The organism is Mucilaginibacter lacusdianchii, assembly GCF_009770985.1.
Taxonomy (GTDB): Bacteria; Bacteroidota; Bacteroidia; order Sphingobacteriales; family Sphingobacteriaceae; genus Mucilaginibacter; species Mucilaginibacter lacusdianchii.
The window spans coordinates 767,311-793,513 of record NZ_WSRW01000003.1 but is presented as its reverse complement, the minus strand read 5'-3'; the positions used below and the strand labels follow the sequence as shown (position 1 = coordinate 793,513).

Here is a 26,203-nt window from a genome sequence, read left to right as displayed (position 1 = left end):
TTTTAGTTGGATGTATTAATAACGATGTGAAAAAATATAGTGATAGGTAATCATGCCTTTGTTAACGGGTTATTATTAAGCATAAAATGCAAAATCGATTACCTAACAATTATTTGTTGGCAAGGTTTGATAAAATAAAAAAGCAACCCAAAGTTTGGGTTGCTTTTCAAAATTGTATATCAGTACTTAATTAAGCTTGTACTAATTTGCTGAATTCGTCGAAGGCAATTTCCTGTTCGTTCAGGGTTACTACGCTTTTCAGATAATCAAATACTTTTTGTGATTTCGCTTCCTCAAAAATTCGGTTGGCGTTTTCTTTGTCCTGTAAAAACTGAACAGCGTACTGGCTCAATTGCTCTTCGCTGATAGGTTGTGGGCTATACATTCTAAACTGGGCATCAATACGTTGTTTAGCTAAATCAAGCACATCTTCGTATTTAATTTCCAGGTTTTGTTCTTTAACGATTTTATTGCCGATCAAAGTCCATTTCAGATTTTTTGCAAAATCATCATAGCCGCCAGCTAATTCTTCGTCACTTAGTTTTTCGTTAGTTGCTTTTAACCAACGTTTCAGGAACTCATCAGGCAACTCAAAGTTAATTTTTTCAAGTGCTTGGTTGTAGATGTCAGCCTGTAATTTGCTGTTTGAATCTTGAACCATCATATTTTCCAGCTCCTCGGTAATTTTAGCTTTAAACTCCTCTTCGGTAGTTACAGTACCTTCGCCTAAAATTTTGTCAAAGAACGCCTGGTCCAAATCGCTATCTTCTAAGCGATTGATGTTTTTAACTGTAAAGCGGAATTTTGACTGTAATTCAGCTGCAGTTGCTTCATCAACTTTTAACAAAGCAGCTACACGTGGCGCTTCATTGTTAAATGCTTTTTGGATGTCCAGTTCAACTACGTCATCTTTCTTTAAACCGATTAAAGACTTTTTAATTTCTTCATCTTGAACCTGATCTAAACGTAAAGTAGTTGTGTTGGTAATACCACCTTCAAAAACAGAACCATCTGCCGAAAGCTGTACTAATTCGCCAAACAACACGTCATCATCTGCCGATACGTCAGGGTTTGTCATCTTTCCGTAGCTGCGACGCAGGTTTTTAATGCGAGAAGCTAACGTTTCGTCATCTACTTTAATTTTGTAGCTGGTCAGCTTATCATCAGCCGAAAAATTAACATCAAATTCCGGAGCCAAACCAACTTCGTAGTTAAACTCAAAATTATCAGCAAAATCCCAGTTATATTCTTTAGTATCATCTACTTTAGGTAGCGGCTGACCTAATACTTCCAGTTGCTGCTCATTTAAATAGTTATTCAGGGTATCAGATAACAAGTTGTTGATCTCATCAACCAAAATGCTTTTACCATACATTCTTTTGATGTGCGCAGCCGGAACCATACCTTTACGGAAACCTGGTAATTGCGCTTTTTTAGCTTGTTCTTTAATAGCCTTATCAACACGTGCCTGGTAATCTACAGCATCAATGTTTATTTTGATAACTGCATTCAGTTTATCTGTTTTTTCCTGTGATATATTCATCGTTTATACCTTATATAGTCGTTAACTTAAACGTAATGAGCACAATACAACTCATCAGTTTTTTGAGGCGCAAAAGTAAGTAATTATTTTTTTATTTTAGCTATATACCAACAGGAGTTTTGCATAACTGGCTTGAATTGAACTTAAACAGTGCAACAACATTTGTTCAGATGTATAAACCAATGCAGCAGTTGTGTGTTATGTACCTAAATTCATTCATGAAAAAATCAGTTACATATACCTGCGCTGCTTTGTTACTTGCCGCTAGCACACTTGTTGCCTGTCATACTCAAAAAAATTCGGGCAGCAAAAACGTTCGGACCAAAGATATGCCTTCACCATCCAATACTTCCAATACCGACTCAACGGGTACTACTCCTAGCGTTAAGCTTACGCCCGCACCAGTACCTAACGTTAGGCCTAATCCAACACCAAATCCAGTTCCTCCAAATCCGCCAATGTAATAATAGTGGTTAATCTATTTTTTTGATGGATGATGCACCCGATTTGTGATTAACAACGCTAGACGGATTGCCGCGATAAGTTACCTCAGACGCCCCTTTGCTATTCACTTCCAGATTTTTTAACACATTGATTTCGCAATGAGATGCGCCAGAGGTTTTAATGCGGTAATCGGCTACAACAAAATCAAGCGCATATAACTTACCAACGCCCGAAAGATTTACCCTATGGGCAGCTGCCTGGCCTTTCAAATGCAACTCGGTGGCACCTTTTGCTTCGGTTATAACATTTGCTGCGCTCAAGTCCATATCAACCTTGCTTGCTCCCGAAAAATCAAACTTAAAATCACCAGTATTGATTCGGCCTTCGCTGGTAATATTTACTGCACCTGACACTTTGATTTCGTTCAGATTTTTGACCACAACTACAACCTCAAGCGGACCACTGCATTTGACACCTTTTTTGCTGTATATGCGTAATTTATTGCCTGATACATCAGTGCGGATATATTTCATCAAGTTATCATCGGCAGTTACACTTACAGATAAGAATTATCCTGCTTTAACTTGACATTGTAACCGCCAGACAGCTCTATCTTAGTAAAATCATCAACCTTTCGTGTTTCTGTTATACGATGCCCCGACCCTTTCACCTCGCCGAAATGGCATGAGGATAAGATACTGATACCTAAAGCAGCTAAAAGCAGACTTAAAAATTGTGCGTAGTTCTTTTTCATTTATGGTTGAATTTTAATGTAAGACTGACATTAAATAAATCGGGTTACACCAAAAATATAAAAACCTGCCCTATATAAGGCAGTTTAACAAATTCATGTACTTATTGCCTAGGTATCAGTAAGTCATTTACCTTTATAATTTGTATTCTGTACTAGGTTCTTTAACCAGAGTATAGATGGCTTATATACAAAATAATCCCCCTGCACATTAATACAGAGGGACTTGTCAGACTTTCTTCGAGAAACATTGTTATTAGTTCAATGGTGATGAACTATTAACGAAGGCCGGGCTATTCTCATAGGCAGCAATCCAATCGGCTACCACGCCGGCTACTTCCTCCCAACCGTTTTGTCCGCAAATCCAGTGACCGCGACCTGCAAACTTGCGATAGTCAGTAACACTGGACTCATATGTATAGGCTTTGGCATTTTTGTCATCTAGGTCTGCTGGGATAATTTGGTCTTCTTCACCAGCGATGAATAACAATGGCACGTGCGGTAAATCTAAATCTATACGGCCATCACTGCCCAAGCAATCGCGCAACACGTTGCGGCTGTCATGCGTAGCCGTTGCTTCATAAGCCACTTGTGTTTCTTCCATGCTCATGGTATTGCAAAAAGACTGGTGAAAACTTTCCAAATCCATCATAAAAGGATCGTCGCCTTTGAAGGGATTGGTGATGAGCGCACTGTTTTTAATAAAGCCCCAGTCGAACGAAATCATATCGTTTGGTGCAACTGATGCAATAGGCACACCCAGCTTTACCAAACCTTCATTGGCCAGTATCTGCACAATCAATCCACCAACAGAGTGGCCGATAACGATTGGCTTTTCAGGTTCAGAAGCTACTAACTGTCTAAATTTATTAATTACAGTTGCTAAAGACAATTCACCTAATCCGGCAGGCGGATCTTGGCGCAAAGTAGCAGGTTCTCCTTCATGTAATGGCCATGATGGTGCCACGCATTCGTAACCTTTAGAAGTAAAATAGCTCATCCACTTGTCCCAGCTTTTTCCATTCTGGAACATGCCGTGTATAAAAATGATTTTTGTTTTCATAGGAACAGACTGTAATTGATAGATAACTAACATTAACTACAATCCATACAGCCTATTGTTAAACAACTACTTACCCCAGACGGTTGTATAACAACAATTCTATTGCATTAATTTTCTGGCTATCAAAACCGTACCGGCAATAACGCCCAAAACACCAGCCACACGCGTAACTTTTTTGTTCGTCACCTTTTTGTTAGTGTAGCCGCCCGAAATTTGGTTGTAAGTTCCTGTTGGTTCAAATATACTTCCGTTGGTTACCGGTGCTGGCTCTGCATTTTTTAAATAAAGGCGCATAAATTTGGTAGTGGCCCAACGAGTGAGTTTAGGCGATACCCACTGACCAAATTTAGCCAGATAAGCAGCGCTACCCAAAATTACTGACCCTTTGGGATTTTGTGCCAGTGATACAATAGTGCGTGCCACTTTGTATGTAGGCACAACAGGCGGTGCAGGCTTTAACAACTTGCCTGTATAATTAGCTGCATGGCTAGGCCCCGGCGTATCTACAAACGATGGAAATACATCGCAAATATGAATATCCGGGCAGTCGATTAATTCAGCACGCAAAGCTTCAGAAAAGCCACGCAACCCAAATTTGCTCGCCGTATACGACACACCATACGGAAAAGCCACCCATCCACCAACAGAATTCATATTGATAATTGTACCTTTTTTCTGCTTTTTAAAGTGAGGGATAGCCGCATGTGCACCATTGATGTGTCCCATTAAATTAGTACGAATTATCTGCTCATGAACTTCAATTGGAATAGTTTCAAACTCACCTAAAGCACCTATGCCGGCTATGTTTACCCAAACATCCAGGCTGCCACCAAAAATGCAAGCGTCTTTAGCCAGCTTTTTTACGGCTTCGGCGTCAGTTACATCGGTTGGCACCGCAATTGCCTTGCCGCCTAACCGGTCACATAGATCCACCATTTCGTCCAAAACATCTTTTTGACGTGCGGCCAGTACCAATTTAGCGCCTTGACGGGCAAATTCAAGTGCCGTTGCCCGGCCTATACCGCTGGTAGCGCCAGCAATTACGATGGTTTTTCTGTGTAACGGAGAAGACAAAGAGTTTTTTGATGCGGTCATGTTATTAAATGCAGTGTTTCAGAGATATAGAACCGTGCATTTAATTAAAAGTTTACAAAAGTTAGCATTTTGTTAAAGCGCTTAAAATAACAAAGCAGGGGTGTTAGCCACAACCCTGCTTTGAAACTTAACTACATTAATCATCTAAAAAGGATATTTCCGCGGCTGCATTTGCACGCTTACCCATTGCACGGTGGTTAGTTCGTCTACAATAAAATCGTTACCAAAACGCCCTACTCCAGAATTCTTCTCACCACCAAACGGAGTGTTCATTTCGTCGTTTACCGATTGGTCGTTAATGTGAATCATTCCGGTTTCAACCTGCTTGGCAATTTCTATTCCTCTCTGCAAATTGCGCGTATGCAATGCACCGCTCAAACCATACTCGGTTCCGTTGGCCAGTTCAATAGCTTCTTCGTCGGTTTTAAAACGCACCAAACCTACAGCCGGACCAAATACTTCTTCCTGAAAAATGGCCATATCTTTAGTCACTTCTGACAACACGGTTGGCTGTACAACATTGCCTTCGGCCTTGCCGCCAGTTTCCAGCTTTGCGCCTGCGCCAACTGATTTTTCAATCAGATTTAACACGTGCTGTACAGCTTTATTGTCAATCAACGGACCGATGATCGTTTCTTGCTTAGCCGGGTCACCATAAGCCAGTGTTTTAGCTTTAGCTACAAACTTATCGCGAAACTCATCATAAATACTATCATGCACTAAAATTCGATTGGTTGACATACAAATTTGCCCCTGGTGCATAAAACGACCGAAAATGGCAGAGTCTACCGCCCGGTCCACATCGGCATCATCCAGGATAATAAAGGCATTATTGCCACCAAGTTCTAGCGCCAGTTTTTTCAAAGCCTCACCTCCAATACGGCCTATCCCTTTACCTACCGGCGTACTACCGGTAAATGAAATCAGGCGGGAAGCAGGATGACCGGTGAAATAATCGCCAATAACGGCCGACTTACCCACTACGCAATTGATGACACCTTTAGGGATACCTGCTTCTTCAAATATTTTGGCAATGATAGTCCCCCCAGTAACCGGCGATTGAGAAGCGGGTTTAATTACAATTGCATTGCCTACAGCGATAGCAGGTGCAATAGTACGCATGGATAAATAAAGCGGAAAGTTCCATGGACTAATCATACTCACTACACCTAAGGCTTTACGATATACATAAGTTTCTTTTCCGTCGGTAAAAGATGGAATAGTGAAACCGTGCATACGGGTTGGATAGCCTGATGCCTCAATAAGCATATCGTAGCTTTGTTTAATTTCTACCTGTGCTTTTAGTGCTGTGCCACCTGCTTCTTTAATTAGCCAATCTGCAATTTCATCTTTACGTTTCATGATGATATCTGCTGCACGCAACATTAGGTCGCGCCTAATTAAGGGGTTTGTTTTACTCCAGGTTTTTGACGCTTCCTTAGCACAATCGTAAGCGGCATCCACATCATCCTTACCAGCTGCTTTAAAAGTGTTAATCAAATTGTTATCAAATGGATTCAGATTCTCAATCTGGCCCTCATCGCTCCCCTCACGCCATTCACTATTTATGAATTGCATGTTTAAATTGTTGTAGTTTTCCATAAATAGATTTTTGTTGACCACATTTAAACTGGCCCAATCGTGTTTATTTAATGTTTAAACTTTTTAACAATAAGGAAAAATTTGAGTTTTGATAAATGCTAGGTTGTACTTATAGTGACTTTAAGATGATAAATATGTCAAAGTGTATATAACAAAAAAGGCGACTTATAATCAGTCGCCTTTTTGTTGTAAATTTCTTATTCTTCCCAAGTTCCAAACTTGCCCATCCGGTAATCCTGGTAGGCCTCCATAATTTCTTGCTGGGTATTCATTACAAACGGACCCTGCGATACCACCGGTTCATTAAACGGCTTGGCATGGCCTAACAGCAAAATACTGTCTACGCCAGAAGCGATGGTTAATGCACTGCCATCGTTATCAAACTCGGCCAAATGAAGTGCTTTTACAGACGTACCATTTACATTAAGTTCGCCTTTGATAACATAAAAGAACACGTTATAGTCTTGTGGTATGTTTACACTGAGTTTGGCTTCTGCTTTGAAATAAACGGTGCTCAAAAATATACCAGTTGATGATTCAAACGCGCCTTTCGTGCCTTCCAGTTCGCCCGAAATGAGATTTAAAGTAACTTTGCCTTCGTTAAAGGTAAGGCTTGGAATCTCATCTTTTTGTTTGCCTACATAATACGGCTCAGCCATTTTCAGCTTAGCGGGCAAATTCACCCAAAGCTGTAAAATTTCCAAGTCGCCGCCACTTTTCATAAACTCATCCGACGAAACCTCGGCATGGATTAAACCACGGCCCGCACGCATCCATTGTATACCGCCTGCTTTGATTACGCTCTCATGCCCGCTGCTGTCTTTATGTGCAATATCTCCTTCCAAAATAAAAGTTACTGTTTCCATTCCCCTATGCGGATGCGGACCAAACGGCAACCCTTGATTGTTGGGCCGGTAAACCTGCGGACCATGATGGTTTAGAAACAAGAAAGGATCAATATAATCGACATGCTGTGTGGGCAACGCGCGGTAAGTTACCAGATCGGCAATAGGCGAATACACCGCCGGATATACTTTTTTTATCGTTCTCATAATAACGTTGTGATTTCACAAAAGTAAATAGGAAAAGGTAAGATTATGTTTGCCTGAAGCAATAAGTGTTTAAACAACAATTTAGTTATAACTGAAAATGCTATCATAACATAGTAGTTACATTAAATGGCTAACTTAGACGCGCATTTATTACGCTGAATGAAGTTTAAATTATTCTTTCTACTACTCCTGTCTTGTATTTACTCGGCATACGCTCAAAAGCGATTCACTATTAGCGGTACTATACGTGACGCAGCCACCGGCGAAACCTTAATTGGTGCTTCGGTAAGAATAAAAGGACCAGCAGGCCAAGCCGGAACAGCCACAAACACTTACGGTTTTTATTCACTAAACGGCCTTGCCGGTGAATATACTTTATCGGTTACTTACGTTAATTACCAAACAGAAAACAAGGTGGTTAACTTATTGGCAGATACCAAGCTTAATTTGGAATTGAAACCAGGCGCTGAGTTAAACGAAGTTGTGATAAGAGCATCAGACCGTAAGGATGAAAACGTGCGCAGCCCACAAATGGGTGTAAACCGGCTGGATATGAAGGTGCTAAATAATGTACCCGTTCTGTTTGGCGAGAAAGATGTGTTAAAAACTATCCAATTACTACCCGGTGTAAAGTCGGGTGGTGAAGGTACCACGGGGTTCTTTGTTCGTGGTGGCGCATCCGATCAGAACCTGATTTTGCTGGATGAGGCAACTGTTTATAACTCCTCTCACCTACTAGGCTTTTTTTCCACCTTTAATGCTGATGCTATTAAAGATGTAAACCTGTATAAAGGTGGCATGCCGGCGCAATACGGCGGCAGGCTATCTTCGGTATTGGACGTAACAATGGATGATGGTAATTATAAGAAAGTTTCCGTACAGGGCGGATTAGGCCTGATTGCATCACGCATAAAGGTGGAAGGGCCGCTTATTAAAGACAAAAGCTCGTTTATGATTAGTGCCCGGCGAACCTATATCGACTTTTTGTTGAAAGCATCGCCCGATACTGCCATTAAAGGCAATACGCTAAACTTTTATGATTTGAACGCTAAATTTAATTACAAGTTTGATGACCGCAACACACTTTACGCTTCGGGTTATTTTGGACAGGATAACATTGGTATCAAAAACCTTTTTGATAACGACTGGGGCAATACTACGGCTACGTTGCGTTTAAATCACGTATTTAACAGTCGCCTGTTCTCTAACACTTCACTCATTTATAATAAATACAACTTTACCATTAAGCTTTTGCAAGACGCCGGTGATTTTGCAATTACTTCATTGATCAGAGATTTTAATATTAAAGAAGATTTACAGTACTTTAATAATAAGCATACCATTCGTTTTGGCGTACAAGGCACACATCATCGTATTGCACCTTCAGAAATTTCGGCCGACGCCGGGTCCAGTTACAACGACCAATCGATTGAGAACCGCTATGGAGTGGAATTGGCCGCGTACGTGTCTGACGAGTGGGCGGTTAGTTCACGTTTAAGTTTGCTTTATGGGGTAAGATTAAGTGCATTCTCTTTATTAGGTCCAGGAACTTTTGATACATACAATACCAACGGCGATGTAGCAAACTCGCAAACCTACGGCAGCGGCAAAACGGTTAAAAATTACTTCATTCCCGAACCGCGCTTTTCGGCAAGTTATACGCTCAACGAGCAAAACTCGGTAAAAGCATCGTATAACCGCAATACGCAAAATATTCACATCCTTTCCAACTTCAACTCCGGCTCTCCTACCGACCAGTATGTAATGAGCAGTAACAATATCAAACCGGAAATTGCCGATCAGGTGGCGTTAGGTTATTTCCGTAATCAAAGCAACAACTTGTTTGAGTTTTCAGGCGAAGTGTATTACAAATGGCTGCAAAATCAAATTGAATACAAAAATGGTGCGCGCTTAATAGCCAATCCTACGGTAGAATCACAATTGCTTTTTGGCTCGGGCCGGGCATATGGTTTGGAACTTTATGCTAAAAAGAACTCAGGCAGATTAAGCGGCTGGATTAGCTATACCCTTTCACGTACCGAACGCAAATTTGCCGGGCTAAACAATGGCAACTATTTCCCTGCGCGCTATGACCGTACGCACGATGTGGCATTGGTTGGCATTTACAAACTCAGCACCAGATGGACCTTATCAGCAAATTATATTTACAACACGGGCAATGCAGTAACTTACCCTGTCGGGAAATATCAAGTAGGAGGACTAACCACTTTTTATTACAACGAGCGTAACGCCAACCGTATGCCTTACACCAGCCGACTGGATTTAAGTGCAACACTGGAAGGCAAGAACATTAACAAACGCTTTCACTCCAGCTGGTCGTTCGGTTTGTACAATGCCTTAAACCGCAAGAATCCTTACTCCATTGACTTTCAAGACGTGCCTGGTGATGCAACACGTACGCAAGCGGTGCAAACATCGTTATTTGGCATTATTCCATCGGTTACCTGGAACTTTAAGTTTTAACAACATGAAGCGTTATTTCTACAATATACTTCTTTTATCAGTGACAATATTTTCGCTCGCCGCGTGTCAAAAAGTAATTGATATTGATGTAAACACCTCACCTTCTCAAATAGTAATAGAAGGCGTACTAACAGATATAAGAGGATTACAAACCATCAAAATATCACAGTCAGTAGCTTATACCAACAACAATGAGTATCCAGCTGTAACTGCAGCTGATGTTAGAATAGCTGATAATTTAGGCAACAGCTGGAAGTTTACTGAAACACGACCTGGCACCTACACCTTCAGCAACTTAAGAGGCGTATCCGGCCGCACCTACACCATGACGGTGAACACGGGGCAGCAAACTTATACGGCGGTTTCAACCATGCCTGCTAAGGTTTTGTTAGACTCTATTCATACCAGAGAGATTACTTTTGGCAGCGAGCCGCGTAAAGTAGTGGTGGCTTATTACAACGACCCTCCACAGGTGGCTAATCAATATCGGTATGTGATGCGCATCAATGGCGTAATAAGCAAATCTGTTTACACAGATGATGACAGGCTTACCAACGGTAACGCTATACAAGAAAACCTTTATCCGCAAGACGATAATAACGACTTTTTAGATATAAACCCCGGCGACGCTATTGAAGTGGAGATGCAGTGCATTGACAAAAATGTTTTTAATTACTGGTTTACGTTAAGGCAACAATATCGTGGCGGCCCAGGCGGCGGCACAACGCCGGGTAACCCGCCGTCTAACATCAGCAACAACGCGTTGGGCTATTTTAGCGCCCATACTACACAAACCAGAAAGATAGTAGTTTTAAAATAACGTTACCACATAAACTATTTCTATTTATGGATAATAGGTCAGAGCTTTCATCCTATCCAAAACATATTTTACGCCGTGCTGTAAGTGCTGTGTTTTTTTTACCGGGCTTGATATTTGCCAGCTGGGCATCGCGCATTGCCACCATACAGCAAACTTTAAATTTATCTGAGGCGCAGTTAGGCGGCGTATTATTTGCCATTCCGGTTGGATTAATTGTATCTATTCCGTTTGCAGGCTGGATGAGTTCGCGCTTTGGCGGTCGCATTATGGCTGTAGCGGCACTATTACTCTATAGCACTGCGCTTATAGGCTTGGGCGCTGCTCCTAATGTTACCATTTTAATCGGCTGCCTCTTGATTTACGGTTTTGCCAGCAACACCGCTAACATAGCCGTAAATACGCAAGCCATTTCTGTTGAGAAAGTATATCATAAGCCCATTATGGCATCATTTCATGGTATGTGGAGTTTGGCCGGTTTTGCCGGTGCTGGTATTGGCACTTACATGATAGGACAAAATATTGCTCCGCTGTATCATTTTGTAATTATTGCTGTGGTAACCATTATTGGCATTCTTATAACTTACAATTTTTTGCCCGACGACAGGTCGAGCAGCAAAGGTCCGGCATTTGTACTTCCCGACAAAACTTTGGTTAACTTAGGCATTGTTGCCTTTTGTTCGCTGATCTGCGAAGGTGCTATGTTTGATTGGAGCGTTATTTACTTTAAAAAAGTGGTAATGGCCCAAGGTGCCTGGATGGCTGCAGGCTACACCTGCTTTATGTGCACTATGGCCCTGGGCCGTTTTGTATCCGACCGCTTTACCGAACGCTTTGGACCTAAAGCAACGTTGCAGCTAAGCGGTATCTTGATGGCTTCCGGATTATTAATAGCAATTGCACTACCTAACCGTTTTACAGCAATGGCTGGCTTTTTACTGGTAGGTGCCGGTGTATCGTCGGTAGTGCCTATTGTTTATAGCTTGGCCGGTAAATCTAAAACGATGCAGCCTAGCATGGCTTTGGCTGCTGTGTCAACCATAGGTTTTGCAGGCTTTTCAGTAGGACCACCAGTTATTGGCTTTCTGGCAGGAGCATTCAGCCTAAAAATATCGTTTTTACTGGTGGCCTTCATGGGATTATGCGTTACTGCGATTTCAAGCAAAGTGCGTATTAACTAATACCCTTACTTTGCAGTATTCAAATCGGTATCAGTTGGGTTTAAAAGATACTCGTGCGTTTCGGCACCGTTACGTAATATAAACTTCAATCTTTCTTTTGGTAAGGTTATATCTAAAGATAATGTTGCCACTACATCCGGCAGGTTTTCCATAATGGTGCTTACATGCGTGCTTAGAGGCAGGTCAATCAAAATATCATCACCCTTAGCGCTTATTTTCCAGTCTTTAATTTGTGCGTTGTTCAACACATCAATCCATTTTTGTTGATAGGCATTCATGCCAATACAAAGGATTAATCTGTTTAAAAGTTTGCGATAGCGCTTAACAGGCTTTCATTATAGAAGGCTTTATGACGTACAGTCAGGCATTTAAATTGAATTACCTCAACAAAAAAGGGCTGCTTCTTAAATATGAAGCAGCCCTTTTTATATATTAAAACTAAACTTACTTTTTAACAGAGAACTTGTAAATAGTAGTGGTTTTATAAGTCTGTCCAGGTTTCAACTCTGTTGAAGGGAAAGACGGTTTGTTTGGCGAATCTGGAAAATGCTGCGTTTCCAGACAGAATGCAGTGCGCTTATTATCTTTCACACCGCCTTTAAATGTGTAATCACCTTTCATGAAGTTACCACTGTAAAATTGTACACCAGGTTCTTCGGTAAATACTTCCAGCACAATGCCACTCATATTACCTTGGGCGGTTACTACAGGGGTTTCCAGTGTATGTTTGTTGAGTACAAAATTATGATCATACCCCTTTCCGCTTAATAATTGCGGATCGCCTTCGTTGATGCGTGCACCAATCTCAGTAGCCTTCCGGAAATCAAACGGCGTACCTTCAACTGGTGCAATTTTACCGGTAGGTATTAAGGTATTGTCAACTGGTGTGTATGAGTCGGCATCTATCTGCAAAGTATGCTTTAATATTTCGCCAGAACCGCAACCATTCAGGTTAAAGTATGCGTGGTTGGTTAAATTAACTACGGTGTTTTTATCAGTTGTAGCATTGTAATCAATTTTTAAACTGTTATCATCGGTTAAAGTGTAAGTCACTTTTACGTTCAGCTTGCCCGGAAATCCCTGGTCGCCGTCTTCCGATACGCAGTTTAGTTCAAGTGTATGGTCATCGATCTGCTTGGCGTCCCAAACCTTAAAATCAAAGCCATCTTTACCACCATGCAAAGTGTTAGGTCCGTTATTAGCAGGCAATTTATATTCTTTACCATCCAAAGTAAATTTAGCATTGCCAATACGGTTTCCATAACGACCAATCAACGCATTGTAATAATTGCTTTTGCCGTCTATAAAACCTTCAACGTTGTCAAATCCACCTAACACATCAGTCATTTTGCCATTCTTATCTGGCACCATCAAGCTCACCAGTCGGCCGCCAAAGTTTGTAACGGCCAATTGTGCTCCTTTGCCGTTTTTTAACGTATATAGTTGCGTTTGTTTGCCGTCTATGGTTTTTTCAAAATTAGCCGCAGACAGCAGGCCGGCTTGTTTGGTACTATCTGTCATGGTAGAGGTGTTTTTGTTTGATGACTGGTTGCAGGCCGTTACAGATAACATGCCGGCAGCCAGCATTGCTGCGTAAAAGGTTTTGTTTTTAATATTTTTCATAATCGGTTGGTTGGTTCACAGGTTGTTAATTGTCGCCTAAAATGTATAAAAAAACTTACTATCACAAGTAACAACAATATTGTAATACAAATTGATCAACTTTTAAGATGCCAGCTAAATGCATCAATACGTTACTTAACTTTTAAATAAAACATTTGCCCCATTGCGCAGTTTTTACAAAGCGTTTACAAACACACGGATAAGTTTTTAAGTTAAATAGCCATTAGTAAAATTTATGCCGTAATTTTACCGGCTCAATTAATGGACACACAAAATAGCACATCAACCGCAACCGTAAAATCTAAATCGTCGCTTAAAAGCAGCTTAGCAAACTTTTTTTCTGATGTTTATGATGTTTACCGCTTCATTGTCCGTTTCTTCAAAGAAGCATTCGTTCCACCATACGAATTTCAGGAACTCTTAAAGCAGTGTTATGAAGTTGGCGTTCGCTCATTGCTACTGATAAGCGTTACCGGTTTTATTGTGGGTTTGATTTTTACTAAGCAATCGCGCCCGTCATTGTTGCAGTTTGGGGCTACCTCATGGATTCCGTCGCTGGTATCTATCGCTATTATGCGTGCATTGGCACCGTTGGTTACAGCGCTCATCAGCGCCGGACGCGTCGGTTCAAGCATTGGTGCGGAACTGGGCTCTATGCGGGTAACCGAGCAGATTGATGCGATGGAAGTATCGGGCACTAAACCTTTTAAGTATCTCGTATGTATTCGCGTATTGGCTACTACTATAGCTATTCCGGTTCTGGCCATCTTCAACGGTTTGGTATCTATGCTGGGCGGTTACTTAAATGTTGCCGTGAATGAAGGAACCAGTTTTAGTACATATGTTCAGCAATTTTTTCAACCGCTGGCATTTATAGATTTTGAATCGTCTATCATAAAATCTATGGTGTTTGGATTTACGATAGGTATTGTGGGTACTTACAAAGGCTGGAACTCTTCAAGTGGTACAGCCGGTGTTGGTAAAGCAGCTAACTCTGCTGTGGTAACGGCCATGTTTTTGGTATTTATAGAAGAAGTAATTATCGTGCAGATCACCGGCTGGTTCCGCTAGTTAACTGATTATGGAGCAAAAAAAACACGAAATAGATTATAACACGAAGGTAATTAGCATACAAGGCCTGCAAAAGTCTTTTGGCGATTATCACGTACTTCGCGGCATTGATCTAGATCTATATAAAGGAGAAAACCTGGTAGTACTTGGCCGTTCAGGCACTGGTAAATCTGTATTAATTAAAATTATATCGGGTTTACTTAACGCGGATGCTGGTCAGGTTAACGTACTTGGACAAGATGTAATTAATATTACGCCGCTTGAATTGCAGGAATTACGCCGCCGGATCGGTTTCTCTTTCCAAAACAGTGCGCTATATGATAGTATGACGGTTCGCAAAAACCTGGAATTTCCATTGGTTCGTAACCGCAAAAATTTGCGCCGAAAAGAGATTAACGAGCTGGTAGAACGGGTGTTAGATGCTGTTGGTTTAAAGCAAACTATCAATCAAATGCCTGCCGAATTATCTGGCGGACAACGTAAACGTATTGGTATAGCCCGCACACTTATATTGAGGCCGGAAATTATGTTATACGATGAGCCGACAGCAGGCTTGGACCCTATAACATCTATTGAAATAAACAATTTGATTAACCGTGTTCAGGAAAACTTTAACACGTCATCTATCATTATTACACACGATTTAACCTGTGCTAAAACAACCGGTAACCGTGTTGCGATGCTACTTGACGGGCAGTTTCAACGTCAAGGCACCTTTGATGAAGTATTTGATACCGATGACGAACGGGTTAAACAATTTTACAACTACAACTTTATACATTAAATAATGGATTCAGGAGAAAATAAACGTGCAGTATGGGTAGGCCTTTTCATCAGCATAGGTGTGGTCATCTTAATTATAGCCATTTTCACTTTGGGCAATCAGCAAAAAAGCTTCGTGAAAGGACTGCATTTGAAAGCCCGTTTCAGCAATGTTTCTGGTTTAATTAAAGGCAACAATGTTTGGTTTTCTGGCGTTAAGGTAGGAACAGTAAAAAATATTGCTTTTACCGGCATAAACCAGGTTGATGTAGAATTTAACGTTGACCCGAATGTTCAACAGTTCATTCACCAAAATGCCTTAGCTACTATTGGTTCCGAAGGTTTCATAGGCAACAAAACCATCAATATTGAAGGAGGTACACCAGACGCACCTGTCATTAAGGATGGCACGATGCTGAATTCGAAGGGCATGTTATCTACCGATGATATCATGAAGACTTTACAGAAAAACAATGAAAATCTGCTGTCTATCACTAGTGATTTTAAAACCTTAAGCAAAGATATGGTGCAGGGCAAAGGTTTAGCCGGTGCATTATTATCTGACTCTAGCTTGGCTATGCGCTTTAGAGCAGTAGTGGCAAACTTGCAAACCACCACATCCAGCACCAATCAAATGGCTATTGAACTGAATCGCTTTGGTCGTAAAATGAATACCAAAGGTGGTTTGGCTGATAAAATGCTGACTGATACTGCCGTATTTGCAAAATTGCAACAGTCGGCCAATCAATTGCAAGACGCTACCGCTAAAGCAAGTACTTTAACAGATAACTTGAACCGCGCCAGTAGCAAGTTAAATACAACCGACAATGCGATTGGCGTGTTGCTAAATGACCAACCTACCGCTACGCAACTAAAAAGCACTTTAGATTACTTAAATCAAAGTTCAATTAAATTGAATGATGATTTGGAGGCGGCACAGCATAACTTTTTGTTACGCGGTTTTTTCAAAAAGCGCGAAAAAGAACAGCAAAAAGCTCAGCAGGCACCAAAGCAGTAATTAATATAATTATGCTGATTGATTTCACCGGCAAAAATGTCTTGATTACCGGCGGCTCGCGTGGCATAGGCAAGGCATGCGCATTGCTTTTTGCTGAGTTAAATGCAAACGTAATTATAACATACAAGAGCAACCTAGCTGAAGCCGAACGCACGCTTGCCCTGCTTAATCCGCAGCAAAAGCATGCAGCATTTCAATCAGATCAATCGAAACCGAAAGCCATTGAGCATTTATTTACCGAACTGATGCAACAGTATGGCCATCTGGATGTGCTGGTTAACAACGCGGGGGTTTACCTGGAACACAAAGTTGCCGAAGTAAATTATAACGAATGGCAGCAAAGCTGGACTGAAACACTGAACACCAATTTAACCGGAGTGGCCAATCTTTGCTATTTCGCCTCCAGGCAAATGATTAAGCAAGGCGGTGGCAAAATCATTAACATCTCATCAAGAGGCGCATTCCGCGGAGAACCTGATCATCCGGCTTATGGTGCCAGCAAGGCTGGATTAAATGCCATGAGCCAGTCACTAGCCATCGCTTTAGCTCCGCACAATATTAGCGTGCATATTATTGCTCCTGGTTTTGTAGGGACGGATATGACGGCGGATTTATTAAATAGTGCAGCTGGTCAGGCCATTAAAGCGCAAAGTCCATTTAATCGAGTGGCTAAGCCAGAAGAGATTTCCCGCTTGGCCGTTATGTACGCCTCGCAGGGATTTGAGTTTACCACGGGCGGCATTATTGACTTAAATGGTGCCTCCTATCTAAGAAGTTAATCAGACATAAAACTTTTCGCCACTAGTTTTTATCCTGCCGCTATCCAACAGCATTCTTACTACTTTGAGACGTTCCGGTTTTTGACCGTGCTTAAGCGATGTAATGAGTTGTTCCAAATTCAAGGGGGCAGCGTTCAATAATTCTATTATTTCTTCGGTAATCATTTCATTTAATTGTACGGCGTTCTTTTGACGTTTCTCTTGTAAACAAACATCACACACACCACACTTAGGCGCGTTGATTTCGCCAAAGTAAGCCAGCAACTGTTGGCTGCGGCACTGCTGCTGACTGGCATAGGCAAGCATGGCTTCCATTTTTTGTTGATAGACCGCTTTCCGCTGGTCAAAATACTGTTTATCTAACAGCAAATGGCCAGCCGTAAGCCGTTCCTTTAAATAAGTGACCTGCGGCTTGTCAGTTTGAGGATGATAGCTGAGTATAGCTGCTTGATGGAGTTGTAATAAAGCATCGGTTACCTGCTGTACGCTCAAGTTCGTACGCCGAGCCAAGTCAAATTCACGCAGCCTTACATAGTTATCAAATGCGCCGCCGTACGACCGTAATAGGGTTTTAATAAAAGGGTCCCAAGCGGCATTTTGTATCTGAAAATTGTATAACTCATCATTGTAAACCTCAAACCGAAAGCGGGACGGCAGAAACACACTTTCGTTGAAACTTAAATATTCACCTTGTTCTAAAAATTTAAGGGCATTTAAGGTTTTCAGTGCATCTAACTTAAAGCGGCTACAAAAGTCGGCTAAATCTAAATCGAAGCTCAACCCCTCACCTGCTCCGTAAGCCAGCTGATAGTAATTTGCCAGGTAATGGTATACCTGCTTAATTTCGTCCAGACTTGGAAAGCTCGCTTCAAACTTTTTTTCTTGCTTAATACGGTCTGCTTCATTATACAGCAGTACTGCATAGGCCTTTTGTTCGTCTCGTCCGCTACGGCCAGCCTCTTGGTAATAAGCTTCGAGGCTTTCGGGAATATCTTTATGAATTACGAAACGTACGTCGGCCTTATCAATGCCCATTCCAAATGCATTAGTGGCTACCATAACGCGGGTATGGTTACTTTTCCACTGTTCTTGCTTAGCCGAACGCAAATCTCCTGTTAAACCGGCATGGTAATAATCGGCTGTCATGCCATGATCGGTAAAATATCGGGCGAGCTCCACTGTTTCTTTGCGGCTGCGTACGTATACAATTCCGGTACCTTTTACGCCACGTACAATATCGAGCATCTTGCGTAGCTTATTTTCTTCGTGCTGAACCAAATAACTGATATTGCGCCGCTCGAAGCTTTGCTGAAATATGTTAGGCGTTTTGAATTGAAGCTTTTGCTGAATGTCTCCTTTTACGTCAACGGTGGCCGTAGCGGTAAGCGCCAGTACAGGAACCTTGGGATGCAGTTCGCGCAAATCGGCAATATGCAGGTATGGCGGACGAAAATCATAACCCCATTGAGATATACAATGCGCCTCATCAACTGCAATTAGGTTCACCTTCATGTACTTAATTCGTTCGCGCACCAATTCAGATTGTAATCTTTCTGGCGATAGATATAAAAATTTCACAGGTCCGTAAATGCAGTTATCCAAAGCTATATCTACCTCCCGCTTGCCCATGCCCGATACTATGGACATCGCATCGATGCCTTTGCTTTTCAGATTATCAACCTGATCTTTCATTAAGGCTATCAGCGGCGATATAACCAAGCAAATTCCCTCTTTAGCCAAAGCTGGTACTTGGTAACAAACAGACTTTCCACCTCCGGTTGGCAGCAAGGCTAACGTATCGCGCCCCTCCAGCACCGATTCAATAATCTCTTGCTGTAGCGGACGAAAGGTCTCGTGCTTCCAGTAGTGTTTAAGGATTTGCTGAATAGTCATATATCAATAGCAATTATACGGATTTTGCAGTTTATGGCGATGACTGCCATGATGGTGTAACCAAATAGCATTAAACCTGTTGCAATACCCTTGTCAATTGTTGCTGGTATTTGTTACTTTTGCCGGCTGTTATTATATATTTTATTAATTAACCGACGTTTAATTATGTCGGAATTATAATTTATGTTTGATAACGGATTAAGCCATTAACTTTTGATAGCCCGCATAAATGAGCAAATTCTGGACTTATTTAAAAACCAAAGATTTTCGTAATAACTTTTTAGCAGCTATTGGCACGGTACTGGCCGTAGTATTGATTGCTTACCTGAGTTTAGGCTATTACACCCGACATGGCTCGGGCATACCCGTTCCTAAATTAAAAGGACTTTCAATAGACCAGGCCAGGTCGATACTCGATCAACAAGGTTTCCGTTACCAAGTCGATTCTGTATTTGTGCAGGACAAGGCACCAGGTACCATCATTGAACAAGACCCAGACGCCGGCACCAACGTAAAAGAAGGCCGTACCATATATTTAACCATGGTTACTACCCTGGCTCCCGAAGTAGCGCTGCCCGATTTGGAACAAAGCACCTATCGCGAAGCGGCAGCTATACTGTCAAACAGCGGATTAAAAGTTGGTGACACCACCTATCGTTCGGACATTGCACGCGATCGAATTTTGGAAGTAAGCTTTGGCGGACAGGTGATTAAAAGTGGTTATAAGTTGCCCAAAGGTTCTAAAGTGGATTTAGTACTTGGCGATGGGGCCGGCGCTAATGAAGTAGATATACCAGACCTGATTAATCAGGATTTGGATGCTGCAAGATTTGCAATTCGCGGGGCTGGTTTAACCATTGGTACAGTAACGTACCAAGGTGCAATTACCGATTCAAGCAACGTAGTTGTGGTTGCACAATCGCCTATGCTTACCGACTCTACCAGTAAAACCAGCATCGGCACGCGTATAAATTTAACCGTATCGCAAGGCAAAAAATTAGATGAACAGCCACAGCCCGAACAGCAGCCCTGATATTAATGCCGGTGAACTGCTCAAACGGCTACAAAGTCAGGAGGAGTTAGCAATATTGGACGTACGTGAACCTATAGAGTTCCATACCCATAATATTGGCGGCGTAAATTTACCAGTGTCGCAGCTAGCCGCAAAGTTGGACAGTTTACCCTGGCCCCAGAATAAAGAGATCATAGTAATTTGCCAGGCTGGATTACGAAGCGAAACTGCGCAATCTATTTTGCAGCAAAATGGTTATGAGAATGTAAGAAATTTAAACGGCGGCTTGCTGGCCTTACGTAGAATAAGAGATTAAATATACATTTACCTGTCATGAATCAACAAACTCAATCATCTGGTGGTACGCTTAAAAAGTTTATCATTGCACTGGTTGCCATCATTATACTGGCACTGGGTATCACCGGAGTTTTGTATTATTTACGCTATTTCGGTCCGAACGTAACGGACAAGCAAGAATATCTTTACATACATACAGACGCTACTTATGCTGATGTATATGCAACTATTCGGCATGATGGCATGGTTAAAGATACCACGACATTTAACTGGGCCGCGCATAACATGAACTATGTTAACCGTGTAAAGCCGGGTAAATACAAATTAAAATCGGGCATGAGTAACCGTGCTCTGATTAATATGTTGAAGTCAGGCACGCAAGAACCTGTTGAACTAAAATTTCATAATCTGCGGTTAAAATCTCAGTTTGCAGCCTTTGTGTCTAAGCAGTTGGAACCCGATTCTGTGGTAATTATCGGCTTGCTTGATTCATCCAAGTTTGTTGAGCAATACGGATTTAATACTGAGAACGTATATGCTATGTTCATTCCAAACACCTATCAAATGTATTGGAACACTACCGGTGTTAAATTCATCAACCGCATGCATGATGAGTATACCAAGTTTTGGAATGCAGATAGAAAACAAAAAGCGTCAGCTCTGAATTTAACGCCTATTCAAATTTCAATATTAGCCTCCATTGTAGATGCAGAAGCTTTGCATGATGATGAAATGCCTATGATTGCCGGCTTGTATCTTAACCGACTAAAACGCGGCATCAAACTGGAAGCCGATCCAACCGTCATTTACGCTACTGGAGATTTTACCATTAAACGCGTGTTACGCAAATACCTGAGTACACCGTCGCCCTATAACACTTACCAGGTAACCGGCCTGCCGCCGGGCCCTATTATGATGCCGTCTGTTAACGCTATCGATGCCGTGCTGAATCCAAAAAGCCACAATTATATTTATATGTGCGCTAAAGAAGATTTTTCGGGCTATCACAACTTTGCGAGCAATGTTGCCGAGCATCAGGCTAATGCACGTCGTTTCCAGCAAGCACTGGACGAAAGGGGTATTAAAAGATAATGTTTACACATACTACCAAACTACGTGTGCGCTACGGCGAAACCGACCAGATGGGCTACATGTATTACGGCAACTATGCCGAGTTTTTCGAGGTGGGCCGTGTAGAAATGCTGCGCAGCCTTGGCCTTACCTATCGCTGGATGGAAGAAACCGGTATTATGATGCCGGTTTTGGAGATGAAGTGTAAGTACCTGAAGCCGGCATTGTATGATGAAGAAATAAGCATACAGGTATCGATGGAAAAGATGCCAGGTGTAAAAATTCATTTCAAGTACGAATTATTTAACGAGAAAAGCGAACTGATACATGTTGGTGAAACGCTGCTGGCTTTCATCAATATGAAAAATAACCGCCCTAGTTTGCCACCGCAAGAATTTTTAGATAAACTGAAGCCGTATTTTGAGTAAATTTGGTGGATGGAATGGCTGCACCGGCTACTGCTGAAGTTTGGATTTTACAGGGAGTTTATTGAGTGGACTAAGTCGGTGATACTACCAGGCTTCAGGCCACTGCCCTTATATACCGTGGCCGCTTTCTTTTTTGGTGAACTAAAAAAAAGCTCACTGGTAAACAGAGCATCGTCTTTGGCTTATAACTTTATGCTGGCGCTGTTCCCGGCAACGATCTTCCTTTTTACGCTTATTCCGTTTGTGCCTATCTCAAATTTTCAGGATAGACTGCTGGAATTACTTGCCGTTATACTTCCTCATACTGCGTTTACTGCGTTAAAAGGCACTATGGTAGATATTGTCAAAAATCAAAATGGCAAGTTATTGTCTGTAGGTTTTGCTTCTGCGCTATACTTTGCCTCAAATGGTGTTTATAATCTGATGCAGGCCTTTAATAAATCATCGTTGATGATGGAAAGTCGCAGTTGGATTAAGCGGCGTTTGATATCAGTTACCTTAACTATCGTTATCAGCTTTTCTTTGCTGTTAGCTATAGGGGTTTTAATTGCTGGCCAGGCTGTTATAAATTTCCTGCAAAAACATATGCTTTCTACCTGGCACTTCTGGCTTTACCTGTTGGCCTTTTCCAGGTGGATCATCGTGGTGCTGATATTTTTTGTGGTGGTATCTACCTTATACCGCTATGGCCCGGCGCACAAGCGCCGCTGGAAATTTATCAGTCCCGGATCCATGTTGGCCACAACCCTGGCAGTGCTTACTTCGTTGGGATTTTCTTACTATATAAACAACTTTTCGTCGTACAATAAAATTTATGGCTCGATAGGCACTTTAATTGTAATGATGATTTGGCTATATCTAAACTCGCTTATTATATTGATCGGATTTGAGCTAAATGCGAGTGTAGACTTGTCTAAAAGGAGTATCAAAATTGTAAAACCACGCGTAAACACCTTCCGTACGGCCCATAAACGACAGCATTATTAAAAATATATAGCTGTCTTTCAGGGAATTACAACAACTACACCAACTCATTAAAAAAATTATAATTTCAATTTGCCAATTCGGTTCGGATTTGTACTTTTGTCCCCGGAGAGTTGGCAGAGTGGTCGATTGCGGCAGTCTTGAAAACTGTTGACTGTAACAGGTCCTGGGGTTCGAATCCCTAACTCTCCGCCAAGCAAAAAGCCTTCAAACTTAATGTTCGAAGGCTTTTTTGTTTTATCTCTTTCCAGCAAATTCTAGCTTAATAAAGTGCAGTTGGCAATTTTTATTCTAATGATTTAAACATGCGCTGCTGAACCTTTGTTAGCACATGTACAGTACTTTTGCACTCAATGTTATACCGGAAGCAAATAACGGTTGATCACGTGGATCGTGAGTTTCTCGTTTACCATTCAGATTATACCCAATCAGAGCTTTTGCCAGTTGTTATTTCTTTACACGGCACCTTGGGTAGCGCCGAGCAAATGATGAACTTTGCCGATTTCCGGCCGTTGGCAGACGCTGAGAAATTCATCATCGTTTGCCCTGAAGGCATTACCCAAACCTGGAATGATGGCCGTGCAACAAAAGCCAATAAAGCCGGCGTGGATGACGTTAAGTTTTTAGATGAATTAATTACACACCTGCTAGCCAACTACCCTATCGATTTCAAAAGAGTTTATATAACCGGCATGTCTAATGGTGGGTTTATGGCTTCACGCCTGGCTTGCGAAATTCCCGACCGTATAACGGCAATAGCGGCTGTAGCGGCTACGCTGGATAAAGCATCCTCCCTACGTCCTACAGTACCCATGCCCGTAATGTACATACATGGCACCAAAGACAGGATAGTGCCGTATGTGGGAGGACCAACCAAAGCAGCAGGAGGCAATGTTTATGGACACGAAGAAGTTTTAAGCCTTTGGGTAGACGTCAACCAATGCACTCATAATACTGTTGTAGAAACCTTGCCTGATGAGATCGCTGATGGCACACATGTGACTAGAACAGTTTTCAGCGATCCGGTGAATGGTAATAATGTTATTGGATATACTATAGTTAACGGTGGCCATACGTGGCCAAGTGGCCCGCAGTATGCACCGGTAAACTTTGTGGGGCAGGTTTCACAAAACTTGGATGCATGCCAGGTAATTTGGGATTTCTTTAAAGCATATTCCAAATAGTGGATTTAGGCAAAAATCTTACTTTTACATTTCCTTTTCAATTATAAATGATTCAAAATTTCAGAAATTTTAGTGATGCCGAAGTGCTTGGTATTTTAGCATTATCTACAGACGCTACTGCTATCTACACCACCGAAAACATTATTATTGAAATGGCTAATGATGCCATGATTGCTTTTTGGGGTAAAGACCGTAGTGTAATTGGAAAGCCCTTAGAAGAAGCAGTTCCTGAATTAAAGGGTCAGGAATTTATTGAGATTCTTAAGAATGTTTGGCGCACCGGCGTTACATACGCGGCTAAAGAGCGCCCAGCACAATTGACAGTTAACAAAGAATCAAATATCTATTATTTTGATTTTATTTATAGAGCTATTAAAAACGCTGACGGCTCAACCTATTGCATTTTGCATTCGGCTACTGATGTCACTGAACGTGTTTACCAAACAAAGGCGATACATCACAATGAAGCACGACAGGCATTTTTACTTAAATTAAGTGATAATATACGACCATTGGCAGATGCGGCCATTATACAAACAGAAGCTGCGCGCATTATTGGTGAACACCTTGGTGTATCGCGCGTTGGATATGGCGAAGTAACTGAACAGCGCTGGTTTAGAACAGAACACAATTGGACAGATGGCACCGTGCCTCAATACCACGGCGTGCATGATTTGGAAGCGTTTGGTCCCGGCATTATGACAACCTTTAAAAAGGGCGAAAAACTGGTTGTCAACGATATGCTGAATGATCCGCGTACGGCTCATCCCGATATGCAGGCAGCTTTCGCTGCATTACAGTTTAGATCTGCAGTTACTATAAGTCTTATCAAAGAAGGCAGGTTTGTAGCTGCGTTTTATATTCATGATCGTAATCCAAGAAAGTGGGTGCCTGAAGAAGTAGAATTGATTGCTGAAGTGGCTGAACGCACTTGGTCTGCAGTTGGCCGTGCACACGCAGAAGCTGCACTTCGAGCGTCTGAAGAAAGATATCGCACATTATTCAACTCAATAGAACAGGCTTTTATGCTGATTGAGTTAATTTATGACAGTGAAGGCAAGCCAGTTGACTACCGCATGATTGATATGAACCCGGCTTTTGAACGACAAACCGGACTTAAATCAACCCTTGGTAAAACCGTTCGACAAATATTACCAGACGTTGAACAGTACTGGATTAACGCATATCATAGTGTGGCGCAAAGTGGTAATCCAATGCATTTTGAAGATTATAATAAATCAACTGATGGCTGGTATAATGTTTATGCGGCGTCGGTAGGTAAAGCATCAAATCAGGTGGTAGTGATTTTCGCAGATATTACTGAACGTAAACGGAGCGAACAGCGCAAAAACGATTTCATTTCAATGGCCAGTCATGAATTGAAAACGCCGTTAACATCAATAAAAGCCTATATACAAATGCTCGGCGGAAAAGCGAATAAAGCAGGTGATAATTTTACTGGCGAAGCATTTAAAAAAGTTGAGCTGCAAGTAAATAAAATGCAGGGTTTGATTAAAGGTTTTTTGGATGTCGCTAAACTTGAGTCTGGAAAAATTCAGCTTAACCGTCAGGATTTTCAGTTAGATCAACTTATTACCGATGTTATAGACGAAGCGAAACTCATAGTACAATCTCACGACATTATATTTGAACACAGCAACCCTACATGGGTAAACGCAGATAAAGACAAAATTGGGCAAGTACTTAGCAACTTTTTAAATAATGCTGTAAAATACTCACCCAAAGGAAAACAGATTATTTTAAGATGTACATCAACGGATGATACTGCGCAAGTAAGTGTAATAGATGAAGGTATAGGTATTAAGTCAAAGGATATTCCTAAATTGTTTGAACGTTTTTATAGAGTTGAAAACAAGCAAACTGAAACAATTGCCGGCTTTGGCATTGGGTTATACCTATGCGCCGAAATTATTGAACAACATCAGGGTAAAATTGGCGTAAATAGTACGGTAGGTCAAGGTAGCACGTTTTGGTTCAGTTTGCCGGTTGTTCGCGCAAATGAGAATCTATTCAACTAGTATAGGCACA

25 protein-coding genes and 1 tRNA gene are annotated in these 26,203 nt (G+C 41.6%); 16 read left to right on the top strand and 10 right to left on the bottom strand.

From position 1 onward, the window contains the following. Window positions 1-190: 190 nt before the first annotated feature. On the bottom strand, window positions 191-1,543 hold the full coding sequence (gene tig, locus GPM24_RS16995; protein WP_158828302.1) for a trigger factor: 1,353 nt from the start codon (window positions 1,541-1,543) through the stop codon (window positions 191-193). Between the two features lie 218 nt (window positions 1,544-1,761). On the opposite strand from tig, the gene GPM24_RS16990 reads away from it, so the two are divergent. Beyond that, window positions 1,762-2,007 (top strand): hypothetical protein, encoded by a 246-nt coding sequence (locus GPM24_RS16990; protein ID WP_158828301.1) that lies wholly within the window; start codon window positions 1,762-1,764, stop codon window positions 2,005-2,007. A 9-nt stretch (window positions 2,008-2,016) separates the two neighbouring features. On the opposite strand, the gene GPM24_RS16985 is transcribed toward GPM24_RS16990, so the two are convergent. The 6 genes from GPM24_RS16985 to GPM24_RS16960 all read right to left on the bottom strand — a co-directional run bounded on the left by GPM24_RS16985 (window position 2,017) and on the right by GPM24_RS16960 (window position 7,550). Further along, a complete protein-coding gene (locus GPM24_RS16985; protein WP_158828300.1) occupies window positions 2,017-2,520 on the bottom strand; it encodes a GIN domain-containing protein in 504 nt (167 codons plus the stop codon). 23 nt (window positions 2,521-2,543) lie between these two features. Beyond that, window positions 2,544-2,741, bottom strand: a complete 198-nt coding sequence (locus tag GPM24_RS16980; protein WP_158828299.1) for a hypothetical protein — start codon at window positions 2,739-2,741, stop codon at window positions 2,544-2,546. Between the two features lie 253 nt (window positions 2,742-2,994). Beyond that, entirely contained in the window at window positions 2,995-3,801 is an 807-nt protein-coding gene (locus GPM24_RS16975) for an alpha/beta hydrolase (RefSeq protein WP_158828298.1), read from the bottom strand. A gap of 99 nt (window positions 3,802-3,900) precedes the next feature. Next, window positions 3,901-4,896, bottom strand: a complete 996-nt coding sequence (locus tag GPM24_RS16970) for an SDR family oxidoreductase (RefSeq protein WP_158828297.1) — start codon at window positions 4,894-4,896, stop codon at window positions 3,901-3,903. Between the two features lie 144 nt (window positions 4,897-5,040). After that, a complete protein-coding gene (locus tag GPM24_RS16965; RefSeq protein WP_199269777.1) occupies window positions 5,041-6,474 on the bottom strand; it encodes an aldehyde dehydrogenase family protein in 1,434 nt (477 codons plus the stop codon). A gap of 221 nt (window positions 6,475-6,695) precedes the next feature. Further along, on the bottom strand, window positions 6,696-7,550 hold the full coding sequence (locus GPM24_RS16960; protein WP_158828295.1) for a pirin family protein: 855 nt from the start codon (window positions 7,548-7,550) through the stop codon (window positions 6,696-6,698). A 159-nt stretch (window positions 7,551-7,709) separates the two neighbouring features. Between GPM24_RS16960 and GPM24_RS16955 the strand changes: the two genes are divergently transcribed. Genes GPM24_RS16955 through GPM24_RS16945 form a run of 3 tightly spaced genes read left to right on the top strand, consistent with a single transcriptional unit; the run spans window position 7,710 to window position 12,032 of the window. Beyond that, the gene (locus GPM24_RS16955; RefSeq protein ID WP_158828294.1) at window positions 7,710-10,034 is read left to right on the top strand and encodes a TonB-dependent receptor; all 2,325 of its coding nucleotides are present in this window, start codon (window positions 7,710-7,712) and stop codon (window positions 10,032-10,034) included. 4 nt (window positions 10,035-10,038) lie between these two features. After that, window positions 10,039-10,854, top strand: coding sequence for a DUF4249 domain-containing protein (locus GPM24_RS16950; RefSeq protein WP_158828293.1), 816 nt, complete (start codon window positions 10,039-10,041; stop codon window positions 10,852-10,854). A 26-nt stretch (window positions 10,855-10,880) separates the two neighbouring features. Continuing rightward, the gene (locus tag GPM24_RS16945; protein ID WP_158828292.1) at window positions 10,881-12,032 is read left to right on the top strand and encodes an MFS transporter; all 1,152 of its coding nucleotides are present in this window, start codon (window positions 10,881-10,883) and stop codon (window positions 12,030-12,032) included. A gap of 5 nt (window positions 12,033-12,037) precedes the next feature. Here the strand turns inward: GPM24_RS16945 and GPM24_RS16940 are convergent, their stop codons facing one another. Further along, on the bottom strand, window positions 12,038-12,310 hold the full coding sequence (locus GPM24_RS16940) for a hypothetical protein (RefSeq protein ID WP_158828291.1): 273 nt from the start codon (window positions 12,308-12,310) through the stop codon (window positions 12,038-12,040). Between the two features lie 166 nt (window positions 12,311-12,476). Beyond that, window positions 12,477-13,655, bottom strand: coding sequence for an aldose epimerase family protein (locus GPM24_RS16935; protein WP_233268886.1), 1,179 nt, complete (start codon window positions 13,653-13,655; stop codon window positions 12,477-12,479). A 261-nt stretch (window positions 13,656-13,916) separates the two neighbouring features. Here GPM24_RS16935 and GPM24_RS16930 point away from each other — a divergent pair, with 261 nt between their 5' ends. From GPM24_RS16930 to GPM24_RS16915, 4 genes are read left to right on the top strand one after another with little or no spacing between them, the layout of a single operon-like run. Further along, window positions 13,917-14,726 carry an MlaE family ABC transporter permease gene (locus GPM24_RS16930; protein ID WP_158828290.1) on the top strand — a complete coding sequence of 270 codons (810 nt, stop codon included), beginning with the start codon at window positions 13,917-13,919 and terminating at the stop codon, window positions 14,724-14,726. 10 nt (window positions 14,727-14,736) lie between these two features. Next, on the top strand, window positions 14,737-15,510 hold the full coding sequence (locus GPM24_RS16925; RefSeq protein WP_158828289.1) for an ABC transporter ATP-binding protein: 774 nt from the start codon (window positions 14,737-14,739) through the stop codon (window positions 15,508-15,510). A 3-nt stretch (window positions 15,511-15,513) separates the two neighbouring features. Next, window positions 15,514-16,506 (top strand): MlaD family protein, encoded by a 993-nt coding sequence (locus tag GPM24_RS16920; RefSeq protein ID WP_158828288.1) that lies wholly within the window; start codon window positions 15,514-15,516, stop codon window positions 16,504-16,506. Window positions 16,507-16,517: 11 nt separating this feature from the next. Then, complete coding sequence (locus tag GPM24_RS16915; protein ID WP_158828287.1) at window positions 16,518-17,285, top strand: SDR family NAD(P)-dependent oxidoreductase; 768 nt, start codon at window positions 16,518-16,520, stop codon at window positions 17,283-17,285. Here the strand turns inward: GPM24_RS16915 and GPM24_RS16910 are convergent, their stop codons facing one another. Next, window positions 17,286-19,178: a RecQ family ATP-dependent DNA helicase gene (locus tag GPM24_RS16910; RefSeq protein ID WP_158828286.1), complete on the bottom strand. Its 1,893-nt coding sequence runs from the start codon at window positions 19,176-19,178 to the stop codon at window positions 17,286-17,288. A 229-nt stretch (window positions 19,179-19,407) separates the two neighbouring features. On the opposite strand from GPM24_RS16910, the gene GPM24_RS16905 reads away from it, so the two are divergent. From GPM24_RS16905 to GPM24_RS16870, 8 genes are all read left to right on the top strand, one after another. After that, window positions 19,408-20,211 (top strand): PASTA domain-containing protein, encoded by an 804-nt coding sequence (locus GPM24_RS16905; RefSeq protein WP_158828285.1) that lies wholly within the window; start codon window positions 19,408-19,410, stop codon window positions 20,209-20,211. Further along, window positions 20,180-20,506: a rhodanese-like domain-containing protein gene (locus GPM24_RS16900; RefSeq protein WP_158828284.1), complete on the top strand. Its 327-nt coding sequence runs from the start codon at window positions 20,180-20,182 to the stop codon at window positions 20,504-20,506. The genes GPM24_RS16905 and GPM24_RS16900 overlap by 32 nt, the downstream gene beginning before the upstream one ends. A gap of 17 nt (window positions 20,507-20,523) precedes the next feature. Next, on the top strand, window positions 20,524-21,579 hold the full coding sequence (mltG, locus tag GPM24_RS16895) for an endolytic transglycosylase MltG (protein ID WP_158828283.1): 1,056 nt from the start codon (window positions 20,524-20,526) through the stop codon (window positions 21,577-21,579). Further along, window positions 21,579-21,986, top strand: a complete 408-nt coding sequence (locus tag GPM24_RS16890; RefSeq protein WP_158828282.1) for an acyl-CoA thioesterase — start codon at window positions 21,579-21,581, stop codon at window positions 21,984-21,986. Before mltG ends, GPM24_RS16890 begins: the two co-directional genes overlap by 1 nt. Before the next feature lie 9 nt (window positions 21,987-21,995). Further along, window positions 21,996-22,973, top strand: coding sequence for a YihY/virulence factor BrkB family protein (locus tag GPM24_RS16885; protein ID WP_158828281.1), 978 nt, complete (start codon window positions 21,996-21,998; stop codon window positions 22,971-22,973). Window positions 22,974-23,077: 104 nt separating this feature from the next. Beyond that, window positions 23,078-23,165, top strand: a tRNA-Ser gene (locus tag GPM24_RS16880). A 158-nt stretch (window positions 23,166-23,323) separates the two neighbouring features. Further along, on the top strand, window positions 23,324-24,154 hold the full coding sequence (locus GPM24_RS16875; protein ID WP_158828280.1) for an extracellular catalytic domain type 1 short-chain-length polyhydroxyalkanoate depolymerase: 831 nt from the start codon (window positions 23,324-23,326) through the stop codon (window positions 24,152-24,154). A 47-nt stretch (window positions 24,155-24,201) separates the two neighbouring features. After that, window positions 24,202-26,193, top strand: coding sequence for a GAF domain-containing sensor histidine kinase (locus GPM24_RS16870; protein WP_158828279.1), 1,992 nt, complete (start codon window positions 24,202-24,204; stop codon window positions 26,191-26,193). Window positions 26,194-26,203 lie beyond the last annotated feature (10 nt).